The organism is Brevundimonas sp. DC300-4 (assembly GCF_049897365.1).
In the GTDB taxonomy this organism is placed as follows: domain Bacteria; phylum Pseudomonadota; class Alphaproteobacteria; order Caulobacterales; family Caulobacteraceae; genus Brevundimonas.
In genome coordinates this window covers 25,433-38,093 of the sequence record NZ_JAFCWC010000013.1, presented here as the reverse complement: position 1 = coordinate 38,093, position 12,661 = coordinate 25,433, and the positions used below count along the sequence as shown (strand labels likewise).

Here is a 12,661-nt window from a genome sequence, read left to right as displayed (position 1 = left end):
CGCGAGCCAGTGACACCGGGGTCGACAGGGGCCAATGTCCGCCGGTCTTTCGGGGGTTAGAATCGTCATGCGCAACGTCCTGTTTTCTACGGCGCTTTCACTGTCGCTGGCGGCCGCACCGCTGCTGACGGGGCCGGCGATCGCCCAGCAACGGCTTCAGCCGGGCGGATCGGTCCAGGGCGACCTGTCACGCGGCGACGACCAGCTGGACACCGGCGAGTTCGTCGATGTCTACGAGGTTCAGGGCCGGGCGGGTCAGCCGCTGTCGGTGGTCATGCGCTCCGATGATTTCGACGCCTATCTGCTGGTCCGAGGCCCGGGTGACTTCGAGGAAGACAACGACGACTCGGGCGACGACGGCACCAATGCGGGCCTCGACGTGCGCCTGCCCGCCGACGGGACCTATCGCATCACGGCCACGAGCTATGAGCCGGGCGAAAGCGGCCGCTATACCCTGTCAATGAGCGGAGCTGGCGCGGGTGCGCTCGCCCAGGCGGCTGGCGGCGGTCGAGGCCCCCAGAACGCGGGCGGCGGCATGCTGCAACCTGGCCGTGGCGCATCTGGCGCCCTGGCCCAGGGTGACCGCAGGCTGGAAGCCGGTGAGTTCGCAGACGACTGGGAACTGCAGGTCCGGCGCGGGGAGACCTACACGGTCAGTCTCGATGCCGGCGATTTCGACGCCTATCTGATGGTGCGCGGACCAGGGGGCCTCAGCGAGGACAATGACGACGATCCGGGCCAGCGCGGCGGCCGCAACAGCCGCCTGACCTTCACCGCCGTCGCCGATGGTACGGTGGAGATTTCGGCGACCAGCTTCGGCGCCAATGAGACGGGTCGCTACCAGATCCTGGCCGAACAGGGCGGACGCGCGCCCTATGCCGGGGGCGGCCGTCAGCCCCAGCCGACCTACCAACCGCCGTCGCGTCAGGCGGACGGCGTGATCCAGCTGGGCCAGACGATCAACGGGACCCTCGGGCAGGGCGATCGCCAGCTGAACAGCGGCGAATACATCAACACCTACACCCTGCGCGGCCGCCGTGGTCAGCAGCTGGACCTGCGCCTGTCGTCCCCGGTGTTCGACCCGTACATCGCCATCGAGGGACCGGGCCTGTCGGAGTTCAACGACGACGATCCGGACGCCGACGGCAGCCGCGACAGCCGCCTGTTCGTGACCCTGCCGCAGGATGGTGACTACCAGATCACGGCGACCAGCTACGAAGCCGGCGAACAGGGTTCGTATCGTCTGGCGGCCCTTCCGGCCGACGGCCGTGCGTTGCAAGGGCGTCCGCGTCAGGACTCCTACGTCGAGGATCGCGGCCAGCGTCAGGACGTGGAGGGCGGTTCGATCTCGATCGGCGACACTGTCGGGGGCGCGCTTCAATCGGGCGACGAGCAGCTGGACAGCGGCGAATACGTCGACACATTCACGTTCACTGGCCGACGCGGCCAGCGGATAGCGGCGGAACTCACCTCTTCGGCATTTGACGCCTACATCATCCTGACCACGCCCTCGGGCGAACAGCTGGACAACGATGACGGCGAGGATGGCACCAACAGCCGTCTGGACACAGTCATCCAGGAAGACGGCGAGTATCAGGTGACGGTCACCTCCTACGCCGCCGGCGAGACCGGATCGTACCGGTTCGCGGTCGTCCCGAGCCAGGGATCGCCGCGCCAGGCTTCGGTCCAGGGCGGCCCGCGCGTCTTCGCCATCATGGTCGGCATCTCTGACTACGGCGACGTCGCCAACGATCTTCCGTACACGGATGAAGACGCCGAGAAGCTGGCCGAGACGCTGCAGCGGGGCGGGGTGTTGAACCCCTCCAGCGTCGTGCTGACCAATGCTGAGGCCACCGTCGGCGGCGTGCGTCGCGCCTTCCAGCAGGTCTCGCGTCAGGCCGGACCCGACGACATGTTCCTGTTCTTCTTCTCCGGCCACGGCAGCCAGGAAGACACCCAGGCCAGCTCGGTGGAGCCGGACGGCCGCACCGAGTCCATCGTCCTGCGCGACGGCGAGATCACCGACCAGGAGATGGCCCAGCTGTTCGACGGGCTGAACACCCGCCTGTCGCTGCTGGTGCTCGACAGCTGCTTCTCCGGCGGCTTCGCCCGCAACGTGGTCGACCGCCCGGGCGTCATGGGCCTGTTCTCGTCCGAGGAGGACCTGACCAGCGCGGTGGCCGACAAGTTCGAGGCCGGCGGCTATCTGTCCCACTTCCTGCGCGCCGGTCTGGCCGGGGCGGGCGACGGAGACGGCGATGGCGCCGTGACGGCGGGCGAACTGGCCACCTATCTGCGCCGCCAGTTCGTCGCCGAGGTCGATAACGTCGAGGCCGAGACCATGGAAGGCCAGCGCAACTACCAGAATCTGGTCATCGACCGGGGCGGGGTGCAGGTGGACGACGTCGTCCTGCGCCTGGCCTCCAGCGGCTATAACTCTGGTTCGCACTGAGCCTGTCCCGATTTCAGCAGGAGTAAAGCCGATGACCATCCTTCGCGCCGCCGCCGTGGCCGCCGCCGTTCTCGCCCTCGGCGCCTGCCAGCAGGAGGAGCCCGAGGCCCCGGCCGTGCCCGCAACCCCGGTCGCTGAGGTGGTCAGCGGCGCGACCGGCGCCGATCAGGCGGTCGCCTGCATGGCCTATCTGGCTCTGAAGCAGGGGGCGCTGGAGGCCCAGACGCCCCCCGGCGACGTCACCGCCGTCCGCGCCGCGATGAACGACTGGGAAGGCCTGGCGCTGATGTCTATGACCCAGGACGAGGTGACCCAGTATTTCGCCAGCTCCTTCGCTGTCGAGGACGACGCCTCACCCGGCAAGATCGAGGTCACCTCGGCCTGGTGCCTGGCGAACAAGCCCGCCTCCTCCTGATAGATGGACCTCGCCTCGCGGGGCTCGTCTGGTGCATGAGGGGCGCATGAGCGCGACACCAGGTGACAACCAGGGCCACTACGCGGAGCTGGAATACACTGCCGGCTACTACCACGAGCTGGTGCCGGCCCATCTGCGGTTCTGTGGCCTGATTGCGGGGGTCGATGTCGCCGTTCCAGAGGCGCCGACCTACCTGGAACTGGGCATGGGGCAGGGGGTGTCGCTGGCGGTTCACGCCGCCGCCAACCTCGGCGACTATTGGGGCGTCGATATCAATCCGGCCCATGTCGCGACTGCACGGGAGCTGGCGGCCTCGTTCAACGGCGCCCTGCATCTGGACGCCCGGAGCTTCGAGGCGTTCGCGGCCCGGGACGACCTGCCGCTGTTCGACATCATAACCCTGCACGGAGTCTGGAGCTGGGTTTCGGATACCAGCCGGCGGGTCATTGTCGACCTGATCCGGGACCGGCTGAAGCCCCGAGGCGTCGTCTACTTGAGCTACAACTGCCAGCCGGGCTGGGCGTCGCGGTCGCCGGTGCGCCACCTGCTGAAACTGGGCCATGCCGCGCGACCGGGCGGCGACGCCGAAGGCCGGATCGAAGCGGCGCTGGAGTTCATGGAGGATGTCGCGGCCGCCGACGGCCGCTTCTTCGCCGACAACCGCCCCGCCGCCAGCCATGCCGCGTCCCTGCGCAAGGTCGGCGCGCAGTACATCGGCCACGAATATCTCAACGCCGACTGGCACGTCCCGTATTTCTCGGAGGTGGCCCAGGCCCTGGCGGAGGCGGACCTCGGCTTCGTCACCTCCGCGCGCCTGCTGGACCGGGTCAACGCCATCCATCTCCCGCCCGCCAGCCTCGCCCTGCTGGACCGGCAGAAGGATACAGTCCTGCGCGAGTCCGTCCGCGACTTCCTGGTCAACCAGCAGTTCCGCCCCGATGTCTTCGCGAAAGCGACACGCACGCTGTCGCCCTCCGAAAAGGCGGCGCGCCTCGACGCCCAGGCCTTCGTTCTCATCTGCGGCCTCGACGAGATCGACTTCCAGCTGACCGGCGCCCAGGGCGAGGTCGTTCTGTCTGAAACGACCTACGGCCCCCTGGCCGTCGCCTTGGCGAACGACGACTTCCGCCCGAAGACGACGACCGAGTTGATGGCCGCGTCCGGCGTCTCCACCCTCCGGCGCAGCGACGTCATTGCCGCCCTGATCAACCTTGTGGGCATGGGCGTGCTCAGGCCGGCGCAGGCCTTCACGCCTGAAATCCGCGCGCGATGCGACGCCTGCAATCGCCTCGTCCTTGACCGCGCGGTGACCGGACCGCACCTGAAACATATGGCCTCGCCCGTGACCGGCGGCGGCATCCTGACGCCCCGGTCGGCCCAGCTGTTCCTGAGCGCCTGGCTCGCCGGGGCCCGCACGACAGGCGAGATCGCCCACTCGGTCTGGCAGGTGTTCGAGACCACCAACGAACGCGCCGTGCGCAATGGCCACGAGGCGGTTACCCCCGAGGATAATCTGGCGGCGATCGGCCACATGGCGCGCCGCTTCCTCGACCAGACCGTGCCCCTCTATCGGGCCCTGGCGATCCTGTAGCCGATCAGTCCCACGACCCCGTCGGCGGCGCATAGGCGTCCATCGACTGAAGCAGGGTCGAGATGAGCCGCCGTTCTTCCTCGTCCAGCTCGGGGCGCCAGACGTCGAAGATCAAGACGATCCGCGTGCTATCGCTGCGGTTCCAGGCCTCGTGTTCGATCGAGTCGTTGAACATCCAGGCCTTGCCTTTTTCCCAGGTGCGGGTCTGGTTGCCGACGCGGAACACACAGTTCGGCGGCACGACCAGCGGCAGGTGGCACAGCAGCCGGGTATTCACCACGCCGGTGTGAGGCGTGATGTGCGCGCCGGGTTTCAGCTGCGAAAAGTTGATCAGCGGCGAGCGGCCGTTCACGTGGCACAGCGGGGCTGCGTTCATCACCGCCATCGTGTTGCGGAAGCGGGCCACGTTCTCCGTCTCCCGGCCATCCTTCCACAGGTAGTAGGAACTCCAGTCCATGTTGTCGGTCAGTTTCGACGGCGCACGAATTATCATGTCATCCTTGGACTGGACGTAGGGCTCAAAGGCCTTGTCCTCGTCGATGACGTTCATGACTTCCGCGGCGACGGCATCCGTGGCGTCCTCGACCGCGTCCATCCAGGGCGTCGCCTCGCGTGGATAGAACTCCACGTCCGGGAGACCCGGGTAATAGAGAAAGCGTGGTTGCTGGACGTACAGCTTGCGGCGGCCGGTCAGGACCTCCAGGGCGTGGGTGAACCGCTCCGGCGCCCTGCCCTCGCGATAGCCGGCCTCGGCCAGTTCGGAGCGCACGAAGCCCTCCAGATCGGTCTTCAACTGTTCCCGTCGCGCCCTCGTTCGGGCCACGCCAGCGATGAGGTCCGGAGCCAGGGAGGGATGGCCGGCGGCCGCCGCCTCGACTAGCCCGAAATGCGCATTGGCCTCTCTGCGCTCGCCCTTGGCCGCCAGAGCCTCGGCCTTGACCAGCAGGGCTCGCAGCTGGCGCGGATCAAGCTGTAAAGCGCGGTTCGCCGCGTCCAGCGCCGCATCCGTCTCGTCCAGATTCCAGAGGGCGGTGGCGAGCAGGGCATGGGCGCCGGCGTCTGCCCGACCCGTGGCCGTGGCCTCTTCCAGCCGCGCCCTGGCGGAGCGCCAGTCGCCGGCGCGGAACGCCGCCATCGCGGCTTCGAGAATGGGACGGTCGGAGGGAAGCCACTGCATGGCGCGTTCCTAGCGCGCGTCCGCCTTCGCCTCAATCACCGTCAGCCGTAGCGCGGGATCAGACCCGGCTGCGGCGTCCGGTCGGACAGGTTGACGAGGCGTCGTGCACAGAGATGCGCCCCAACGATCCGGTCTTCGGGCAGTCCTCGCAGCCCCCGGTGCCCGGCGTCACGGTGTTGACCGTCGTCAGGTATCCGCCGCGGTCGCTCATGACACGGGTTTCCTTTCGCCGACGATCGTGGGGATCAGTTCCGACACGGTCGGGTGAATATGCACCGTGTGCTGCAGGGTGGACGCTCTGGCCCCTGATGCCATGGCGTTGACGACGGCATGGATCGCCTCGTCACCGCCGGGGCCGAGGATGGCGCCGCCCAGGATGGCCTGGGTGTCCGCATCGATGACGATCTTCATCAGCCCCCGGGTCTCGTCCTTCTCGACGGCGCGGCCGACCCGGGTCATGGGACGGACCCCGACCTCGATACGGTGACCGGCGGCCAGCGCCTGAGCCTCTGTCAGCCCGACCCGACCCAGAGGCGGATCGACATAGAGGGCGTAGGTGTCGATCCGGTCGGTCACCTTCCGGTCCGCGCCGGCCAGAAGGTTGTCGGCCACGATCTCGAAATCGTTGTAGGCGGTGTGGGTGAAGGCTCCGCGCCCGTTGCAGTCGCCCAGAGCCCAGATGCCGCCAACGGTCGTTCGCAGCTGGTCATCGACGGTGATGGCGCCCCGGGCATCGACAGCGATCCCGGCCTTGTCGAGGTCCAGATCGTCGGTGTTGGGACGCCGACCGACGGCCAGCAGGACGTGGGTTCCCAGCACCTTCGGCTCGTTGTCGGTGCAGTCGACGCCGACGGCGATTTGGTCGCCGCGCATGGCGAAGGTGATGCAGTCAGCCTTCAGCCGGAAGCGGACGCCCTCGGCCTCCAGCGCCGCCTGGATGGCCTCAGAGATGTCCGTATCCTCACGCTGGATGATCCGGTCGCCCTTCTCGACAACGGTCACCTCGGAGCCGAAGCGCCGGAACATCTGGGCGAACTCCAGCCCGATATAGCTGCCGCCGACGACGACCAGATGCTCCGGCAGCGCGGTCAGTTGCAGGATCGTCGTGTTGGTCAGGACCGGCACGTCGTGCACGCCCGGCATGTCGGGAATGACCGCCCGTCCGCCGAGGTTGAGGAAGATCCTGGGGGCGGAGATCCGCGACGCGCCGACCTGCATCTCCGTCGGCGACAGGAAGCGGGCGTGGCCTTCCAGGACGGTGCATCCCTTCATCCCGTCCAGCCAGCCGCGGACGCCGCTGCTGGCCGTATCGACGACCTTGTCCTTCCGCGCCATCACCCTGGCGAAGTCGATCGAGACCGGGCCGGCGATGACGCCGAAATCTCCGGCGCGGCGGGCGATGTGGGCGGCGTGGGCGCTGGCGACCAGGGTCTTGGTCGGCATGCAGCCGGTGTTGACGCAGGTGCCGCCGAACCGCCCGCGCTCGACCAGACAGACGGTCTGGCCTGCCGCGACCAGCCGTTCAGCCAATGGCGGCCCGGCCTGACCCGCCCCGACAATGATGGCGTCATAGGTTTTCATCAGGACCCTGTATCAGATCAGAGCGATGATCAGCACAGCCCCGCTGACCGCGACGACGTCCTCGATCAGGGCGGCGGGCAGATCGCGGTCGAACGCCGTGGCCAGCCGAGCCCGGGCCTCGGCCCCGCCATAGGTCCCGATCACGGCGCCGACGACGCCCGCGACCAGACCCCCGACCAGCGATCCCCCCGCGATGCCGATGGCGGCCCCGCCCAGGCCGCCCATCAGGATGCGGGTGATGAACTGGATCGGGAGCTTGCGGCTCGGCGTCTTCGGCAACTGGTCGGTGATCAACTCCGCGATCGCCGCGAGAGTCAGGATGATCGGCGCCGCGATATGACCAAGGAAAGCCAGTGGGGTCCCGACCAGCGGCACGATGCCCAGCCAGGCGGCCCAGGCGATGGCGGCGGGCGCCGTCATGGCGCGTAGACCGGCGACGACGCCGATGGCGAAAGCAAGAAGATACAGCGTCATGGTCGCCTTCCCGATCGAGCTTGGGTCTGGACCTTGCCCTCATCGGCGCGCCGGCGCGAGGCTCATGCTGAATGTTGTTCGGTCGCCGTATCGCTCGACAGCGGCGACCCGGAGGATCAGGGTCAAGGTCCAGTTGTTGAATGAGCGCCCCATGTCCGCACGCCTCCGCCTCGCAGTCCTCGCCGCCTGTGTCGTTTCCGCCTCGGCCGCCGTCGCCCAGGAAGGCCGGGTCGATCCGGAGCGGCTGAACGCGGCCGTCGCCGTGCTCGCCGGGGATGAATTCGAAGGGCGCGCCCCGACCACGCCGGGCGAGGAGAAGTCGGTCACCTGGATCGCGGGACAGTTCCGGGCCCTGGGCCTCGAACCCGCCGGCGACGACGGGACCTGGTTCCAGACCGTGCCGATCAACCGCTTCGTCCATGACGGACCGGCGGTGATCACGGCCAGGGCCGGCGGCGAGACGATCACGTTCCAGCGCGGGACCGACATCATCGCCAACAGCCACCGGCCCCAAGACCACATCACCATCACCGAAGCGCCGGTGGTCTTCGTCGGCTACGGCGTCGATGCGCCGGAGCGAGGCTGGGATGACTTCAAGGGTGTCGATGTCCGCGGCAAGGTCGTGCTGATGCTGGTCAACGACCCGGACTTCGAGGTCGCGCCTGACAGCCCCACGGCGGACCGTTTCGACGGCCAGGGCATGACCTGGTACGGCCGCTGGGTCTACAAATTCGAAGAGGCGGCCCGACGCGGCGCGGCGGCGGTCTTCGTGATCCATGAGACGGCGGGCGCCGGCTATCCGTGGAACACTTTGCAGAACTCCTCCACCGCCCCCGGCCTGGACATCGTCCGCGCCGATCCGGAGCGCGAGCGGGTTCAGGCCCAGGGCTGGATCCAGCAGGCACAGGCGGCGCGGTTGATGACGGCGGCGGGCCTCGACTATGCGACCCTGAAGACCGCGGCCCAGTCGTCGGACTTCCGGCCCGTGGCGCTGGACGGGGTGACGATGTCGCTCGATTTCGGCCAGACCTTCAGCCGCCTGACGACCCGCAACGTCGCCGCCCGCCTGCCGGGGACCAGCCGTCCGGACGAGACCGTCATGTACGGGGCCCACTGGGACGCCTACGGCCGCGCGGTCGCCAATGCGGCCGGCGACGACATCTATAACGGCGCCGTGGATAACGCGACGGGGGTGGCGGCGGTGCTGGAACTGGCGCGTCTCTATGCCGAGGCGCCGCGCACCGACCGCTCGGTCCTGTTTGTCTCCTGGGCGGCGGAGGAGGCCGGGCTGCTGGGCGCCTACTACTATGCGGCGCATCCGCTGGTTCCGCTGGAGACCACGGTGGTCAACATCAATATGGACAGTTTGCTGCCCGGCCCGGCGTCGTCCGAGATCGTGGTCATCGGCTTCGGCAAGACCGACGCCCAGAACCGGCTCGCCGATCTGGCGTCGGAGGAGGGGCGGTCCCTGATCCCCGATCCGGCCCCCCAGGTCGGCGCCTTCTATCGCTCGGACCATTTCCCGCTGGCGAAGATGGGCGTCCCGGCCCTGTTCGCCGCCGCCGGCTTCACCGGTGCCTCGGACGCCAGCCGCGCCTATGTCCGCGACCGCTATCATCAGCCGACCGACGAATGGGCCGCCGACTGGTCCATGGAGGGGGCGGCCCGGGACGTACAACTGCTTTACCGGGTCGGCCGTGATCTGGCCGAGGGCTCGGACTGGCCCGCCTGGACGCCCGGCAACGAGTTCGAGGCCGTGCGTGAGGCCAGCGCGGCGTCACGAGAGGAATGAGAGAAACGGGTGGAGGAGGGGGCTCTCGCCTCGAACCGAAACCCCGGGGCAGAGTTGGTGTCGCGGCTGCCCGCCAGAAGAATGGTGGATGCTGCAGGGATTGAACCTGCGACCCCCTCGGTGTGAACGAGGTGCTCTCCCGCTGAGCTAAGCATCCATCTCGGGCCCCGCAGGCAAGGCGCCAAAGCGGGGAGGCGCGGACATAGCCCGCTCCCCGATCAGAGGCAAGCCTCAGATGCCGGCCGCCCGAACCCCCTCCGGCGTCTCCGCGTCCGGGTCGCCCGGCAGCCAGGCGACGTGGCCATCATAGATGCCCTCGTTGAGGATGCCTTCCTCCTTGGCCACCAGCACGGGGACCAGCATCTGGCCCGTGACGTTGGTCGCGGTGCGCATCATGTCGATGATCCGGTCGATGGCGACGATATAGCCGATCCCCTCCAGCGGCAGGCCGGCCGTCGACAGGGTCAGGGTCAGCATGACGATGCTGGTCCCCGGCACGCCCGCCGTGCCCAGCGACCCGAGGATCGCCGTCAGCCCGATCAGGACGTACTGGGTCAGAGACAGCTCGATCTGGAAATACTGGGCGATGAAGATGGCCGCGATGGCCGGATAGATGGCGCCGCAGCCATCCATCTTGACGTTGGCGCCCAGGGGCACGGCGAAGGCCGCATAGGCCTGGGGCACGCCGAGCCGCTCGACCGTCTGACGCAGGGTGATGGGCAGGGTGCCGATCGACGACGAGGTCGCGAACGCCGTCTGCTGGGCCGCGAAGGCCCCGCGGAAGAAGCTGGTCGCCTTCAGCCCGTGCAGCTTCAGCAGGCCCGAATAGACGATCAGAATGTGGAAAAGACAGGCCGCATAGATGGCGATGATGAACTTGCCGAGCGGCAGCAGCGCCTCCCAGCCATAGCCGCCGACGACCGAGCCGATCAGGCCGAACACGCCGAACGGGGTCAGCTGGATGACCCAGCGGGTGATGCGGAAGATGATGGCGGCACCCTCGTCGACGAACCGTCGCGCCGTCTGGGCCCGGTCGCCCAGCGCCACCAGCGCCGCCCCGACCAGCGCCGAGAAGAAGATGATCTGCAGCACCCTGCCTTCGGCCAGGGCCGCGAAGGGGTTGGTCGGGACGATCCCGATCAGCACGTCAAGCGGCGTCGGGATCTCCCGCGCGCGCACCTCGCCGAGCGGCAGGTTGGCCAGCCCCACGCCCGGATTGATCAGATGCCCGAAGGCGAACCCGACCAGAACGGCCAGCAGGGAGGTGATCGCAAACCACATTATGGTCCGCGCCCCCAGCCGGATCGCCCCGGCGCCTTCGCCCAGCTTGGCGATCGACGAGGCGATGGTGAACAGCACCAGGGGCGCCACGACCATCCGGATCAGGTTCAGGTAGATGTCGCCGATCGGCTGGAGCCAGACGGTCGCCTGTTCCCTCAGGATCAGACCGGCGACGATGCCCAGCGCGAACCCTGCGGCGGTGCGTTGCCACAGGGGAATGGCGAAGAATCTGGCGAACATACAGGCGGCCTTCGGGGAGGAGCCTCTCAAGATGTTGGCGGCAGCCCTGCGCCGCAACGCGATGGAGACGCAGGAATTCTGCAAAGAGGGTTAGAAAATCTCTTTCGTCATCCTGCGGCGAAGCGCAGCGGAGACCGGGGGACCCAGCGGCGCGCGAGAGCGCGAACCTGTCGCGGACACTGCTGCTTCCGACATCGTGCCTGAAACGATCGCCTTCGTCGCCGCTGCGTCCCCCGGTCTGCGCCGCTAAGCAGCGGCTTGCCGGAAGAGGACGAAAGAAGAAGGTTCAGTGCGCCCCGTTCAACGCCGCATACACCGCCGCATAGTCCCCGCGCCGGTCCGCCTCGCTGAGGAACTTCACCCGCCCCACCAACACCTCTGCCTCGCCCGCCTCGAACAGTGCCAGGCTCTCGGCCGTGAACTCGGCCAGCGGCATCGATCGCGGATCCTCCGCATGCCCGGGCATCAGGTCGGTCGCCACCGCCGGCGGGGCCCATTCGATCACCCTGACCGAAGTCCCGGCGAGTTGCGTCCGCAGCGACTGGCTCCACGAGCGAATCGCCGCCTTGGTCGCCGAATAGGTCGGGGTCGCCGCCAGCGGCACGAAGGCCAGGCCTGACGACACGGTCACGAAACTGGCCGCCGGCTTCGTCAGTAGATGCGGCAGGACCGCCGCTGCCAGCCGGATCGTGCCCAGCAGGTTGATAGCGACCGTCTCGTCCACGACGCTCATGTCGAATACGCCGTCCGACAGATCCTCGGCCTTCATGATCCCGGCGTTGGAGATCACCGCATTCAGGTCCGGATGGGCGGCGATCACCCTGGCGGCGAAGGCTTTGATCGAGCGGGCATCGGCCACGTCCACGGTCTCGAACACCATCCCCGGATTGGCGGCACAGACCCCTTCCAGCACCTCGGCGCGGCGGCCGGCGATGATGACCTTTGCGCCCTTTGCATGCAGGGCCTCGGCGAAAGCGCGGCCGATCCCGGTGCCGCCGCCGGTGATCAGGACGGTGTCGTTTGCGGTATCCATGGGTGTCTCCTCGGGGGTGTGAACCGATGACGGATCAGCTATACCCGACACTCTCTGTCGGGAAGCAGGTACCCGAAAGTTCTATACGCGCCCATGAGAAACCAATGACCAGCACGGCCGCAGTCCGCCCTCCCGTTTTCGATCATCCGCCGGTCGATCCGCGCGTCGAGGCCCTGGTCAACGAGGTCATCGGCCGCGTCGCCGACAAATGGACCATGATTGTGCTGGATGTCCTGGCCGAGCACGGCGAGTTGCGCTTCACCCGTCTCGGTGAACTCTCCGGCGGCGTCAGCCAGAAGATGCTGACCCAGACCGTGCGTCGGATGGAACGCGACGGCCTCGTCATCCGCACCGTCCATCCGGTCGTCCCGCCCAAGGTCGAATACCGCCTGACTGACCTCGGCTTCAGCCTTGCCGAGGCCTTCTGCGGGGTGTGGCTATGGGCCGAGACAAACCTGGAACGGATCGAGGCCTCGCGAGCCGCGTTCGATGCGGCGAAAGCGGGCTAGCCGATCAGCCGAGCGACTGTGACCAGGGTGACAATGACCGTGCCTGTCAGCGCCACGCGATTGTGACGATGCAGGTAGGCGAGAACTTCTCCGAACACAGGCTTCTCCTTTTCGGG

General features: G+C 67.9%; 11 protein-coding genes and 1 tRNA gene. 5 read left to right on the top strand and 7 right to left on the bottom strand.

Annotated features, from left to right (window positions below; genetic code table 11):
- Positions 1 to 67 precede the first annotated feature (67 nt).
- Genes ACP7AZ_RS15660 through ACP7AZ_RS15650 form a run of 3 tightly spaced genes read left to right on the top strand, consistent with a single transcriptional unit; the run spans position 68 to position 4,458 of the window.
- Positions 68 to 2,452 carry a pre-peptidase C-terminal domain-containing protein gene (locus ACP7AZ_RS15660; RefSeq protein ID WP_426039561.1) on the top strand — a complete coding sequence of 795 codons (2,385 nt, stop codon included), beginning with the start codon at positions 68 to 70 and terminating at the stop codon, positions 2,450 to 2,452.
- 31 nt (positions 2,453 to 2,483) lie between these two features.
- Positions 2,484 to 2,867, top strand: a complete 384-nt coding sequence (locus ACP7AZ_RS15655) for a hypothetical protein (protein WP_426039560.1) — start codon at positions 2,484 to 2,486, stop codon at positions 2,865 to 2,867.
- Positions 2,868 to 2,913: 46 nt separating this feature from the next.
- Positions 2,914 to 4,458 (top strand): class I SAM-dependent methyltransferase, encoded by a 1,545-nt coding sequence (locus ACP7AZ_RS15650; RefSeq protein ID WP_426039559.1) that lies wholly within the window; start codon positions 2,914 to 2,916, stop codon positions 4,456 to 4,458.
- Positions 4,459 to 4,462: 4 nt separating this feature from the next.
- On the opposite strand, the gene ACP7AZ_RS15645 is transcribed toward ACP7AZ_RS15650, so the two are convergent.
- From ACP7AZ_RS15645 to ACP7AZ_RS15630, 4 genes are read right to left on the bottom strand one after another with little or no spacing between them, the layout of a single operon-like run.
- Positions 4,463 to 5,635 carry an aspartyl/asparaginyl beta-hydroxylase domain-containing protein gene (locus ACP7AZ_RS15645; RefSeq protein ID WP_426039558.1) on the bottom strand — a complete coding sequence of 391 codons (1,173 nt, stop codon included), beginning with the start codon at positions 5,633 to 5,635 and terminating at the stop codon, positions 4,463 to 4,465.
- A gap of 58 nt (positions 5,636 to 5,693) precedes the next feature.
- Positions 5,694 to 5,846, bottom strand: a complete 153-nt coding sequence (locus tag ACP7AZ_RS15640) for a hypothetical protein (RefSeq protein WP_426039557.1) — start codon at positions 5,844 to 5,846, stop codon at positions 5,694 to 5,696.
- Positions 5,843 to 7,216 carry an FAD-containing oxidoreductase gene (locus tag ACP7AZ_RS15635; RefSeq protein ID WP_426039556.1) on the bottom strand — a complete coding sequence of 458 codons (1,374 nt, stop codon included), beginning with the start codon at positions 7,214 to 7,216 and terminating at the stop codon, positions 5,843 to 5,845. Before ACP7AZ_RS15635 ends, ACP7AZ_RS15640 begins: the two co-directional genes overlap by 4 nt.
- Before the next feature lie 12 nt (positions 7,217 to 7,228).
- Complete coding sequence (locus tag ACP7AZ_RS15630) at positions 7,229 to 7,690, bottom strand: DUF4126 domain-containing protein (protein ID WP_426039555.1); 462 nt, start codon at positions 7,688 to 7,690, stop codon at positions 7,229 to 7,231.
- Positions 7,691 to 7,841: 151 nt separating this feature from the next.
- Here ACP7AZ_RS15630 and ACP7AZ_RS15625 point away from each other — a divergent pair, with 151 nt between their 5' ends.
- Complete coding sequence (locus ACP7AZ_RS15625; protein ID WP_426039554.1) at positions 7,842 to 9,482, top strand: M28 family peptidase; 1,641 nt, start codon at positions 7,842 to 7,844, stop codon at positions 9,480 to 9,482.
- A gap of 82 nt (positions 9,483 to 9,564) precedes the next feature.
- Here the strand turns inward: ACP7AZ_RS15625 and ACP7AZ_RS15620 are convergent.
- The 3 genes from ACP7AZ_RS15620 to ACP7AZ_RS15610 form a co-directional block, all read right to left on the bottom strand.
- Positions 9,565 to 9,639: transfer RNA gene (locus ACP7AZ_RS15620), tRNA-Val, on the bottom strand.
- 74 nt (positions 9,640 to 9,713) lie between these two features.
- The gene (locus ACP7AZ_RS15615; protein ID WP_426039553.1) at positions 9,714 to 11,003 is read right to left on the bottom strand and encodes a dicarboxylate/amino acid:cation symporter; all 1,290 of its coding nucleotides are present in this window, start codon (positions 11,001 to 11,003) and stop codon (positions 9,714 to 9,716) included.
- 286 nt (positions 11,004 to 11,289) lie between these two features.
- Positions 11,290 to 12,036 carry an SDR family oxidoreductase gene (locus ACP7AZ_RS15610; protein ID WP_426039552.1) on the bottom strand — a complete coding sequence of 249 codons (747 nt, stop codon included), beginning with the start codon at positions 12,034 to 12,036 and terminating at the stop codon, positions 11,290 to 11,292.
- Positions 12,037 to 12,140: 104 nt separating this feature from the next.
- Between ACP7AZ_RS15610 and ACP7AZ_RS15605 the strand changes: the two genes are divergently transcribed.
- Positions 12,141 to 12,545: a winged helix-turn-helix transcriptional regulator gene (locus ACP7AZ_RS15605; RefSeq protein WP_426039551.1), complete on the top strand. Its 405-nt coding sequence runs from the start codon at positions 12,141 to 12,143 to the stop codon at positions 12,543 to 12,545.
- Positions 12,546 to 12,661 lie beyond the last annotated feature (116 nt).

What these genes read in the sequence shown, in the direction of transcription:
- ACP7AZ_RS15660 (WP_426039561.1), top strand. Translation starts at nt 68, where the DNA reads ATGCGCAACGTCCTGTTTTCTACGGCGCTTTCACTGTCGCTGGCGGCC.
- ACP7AZ_RS15655 (WP_426039560.1), top strand. Translation starts at nt 2,484, where the DNA reads ATGACCATCCTTCGCGCCGCCGCCGTGGCCGCCGCCGTTCTCGCCCTC.
- ACP7AZ_RS15650 (WP_426039559.1), top strand. Translation starts at nt 2,914, where the DNA reads ATGAGCGCGACACCAGGTGACAACCAGGGCCACTACGCGGAGCTGGAA.
- ACP7AZ_RS15645 (WP_426039558.1), bottom strand. Translation starts at nt 5,635, where the DNA reads ATGCAGTGGCTTCCCTCCGACCGTCCCATTCTCGAAGCCGCGATGGCG.
- ACP7AZ_RS15640 (WP_426039557.1), bottom strand. Translation starts at nt 5,846, where the DNA reads ATGAGCGACCGCGGCGGATACCTGACGACGGTCAACACCGTGACGCCG.
- ACP7AZ_RS15635 (WP_426039556.1), bottom strand. Translation starts at nt 7,216, where the DNA reads ATGAAAACCTATGACGCCATCATTGTCGGGGCGGGTCAGGCCGGGCCG.
- ACP7AZ_RS15630 (WP_426039555.1), bottom strand. Translation starts at nt 7,690, where the DNA reads ATGACGCTGTATCTTCTTGCTTTCGCCATCGGCGTCGTCGCCGGTCTA.
- ACP7AZ_RS15625 (WP_426039554.1), top strand. Translation starts at nt 7,842, where the DNA reads ATGTCCGCACGCCTCCGCCTCGCAGTCCTCGCCGCCTGTGTCGTTTCC.
- ACP7AZ_RS15615 (WP_426039553.1), bottom strand. Translation starts at nt 11,003, where the DNA reads ATGTTCGCCAGATTCTTCGCCATTCCCCTGTGGCAACGCACCGCCGCA.
- ACP7AZ_RS15610 (WP_426039552.1), bottom strand. Translation starts at nt 12,036, where the DNA reads ATGGATACCGCAAACGACACCGTCCTGATCACCGGCGGCGGCACCGGG.
- ACP7AZ_RS15605 (WP_426039551.1), top strand. Translation starts at nt 12,141, where the DNA reads ATGACCAGCACGGCCGCAGTCCGCCCTCCCGTTTTCGATCATCCGCCG.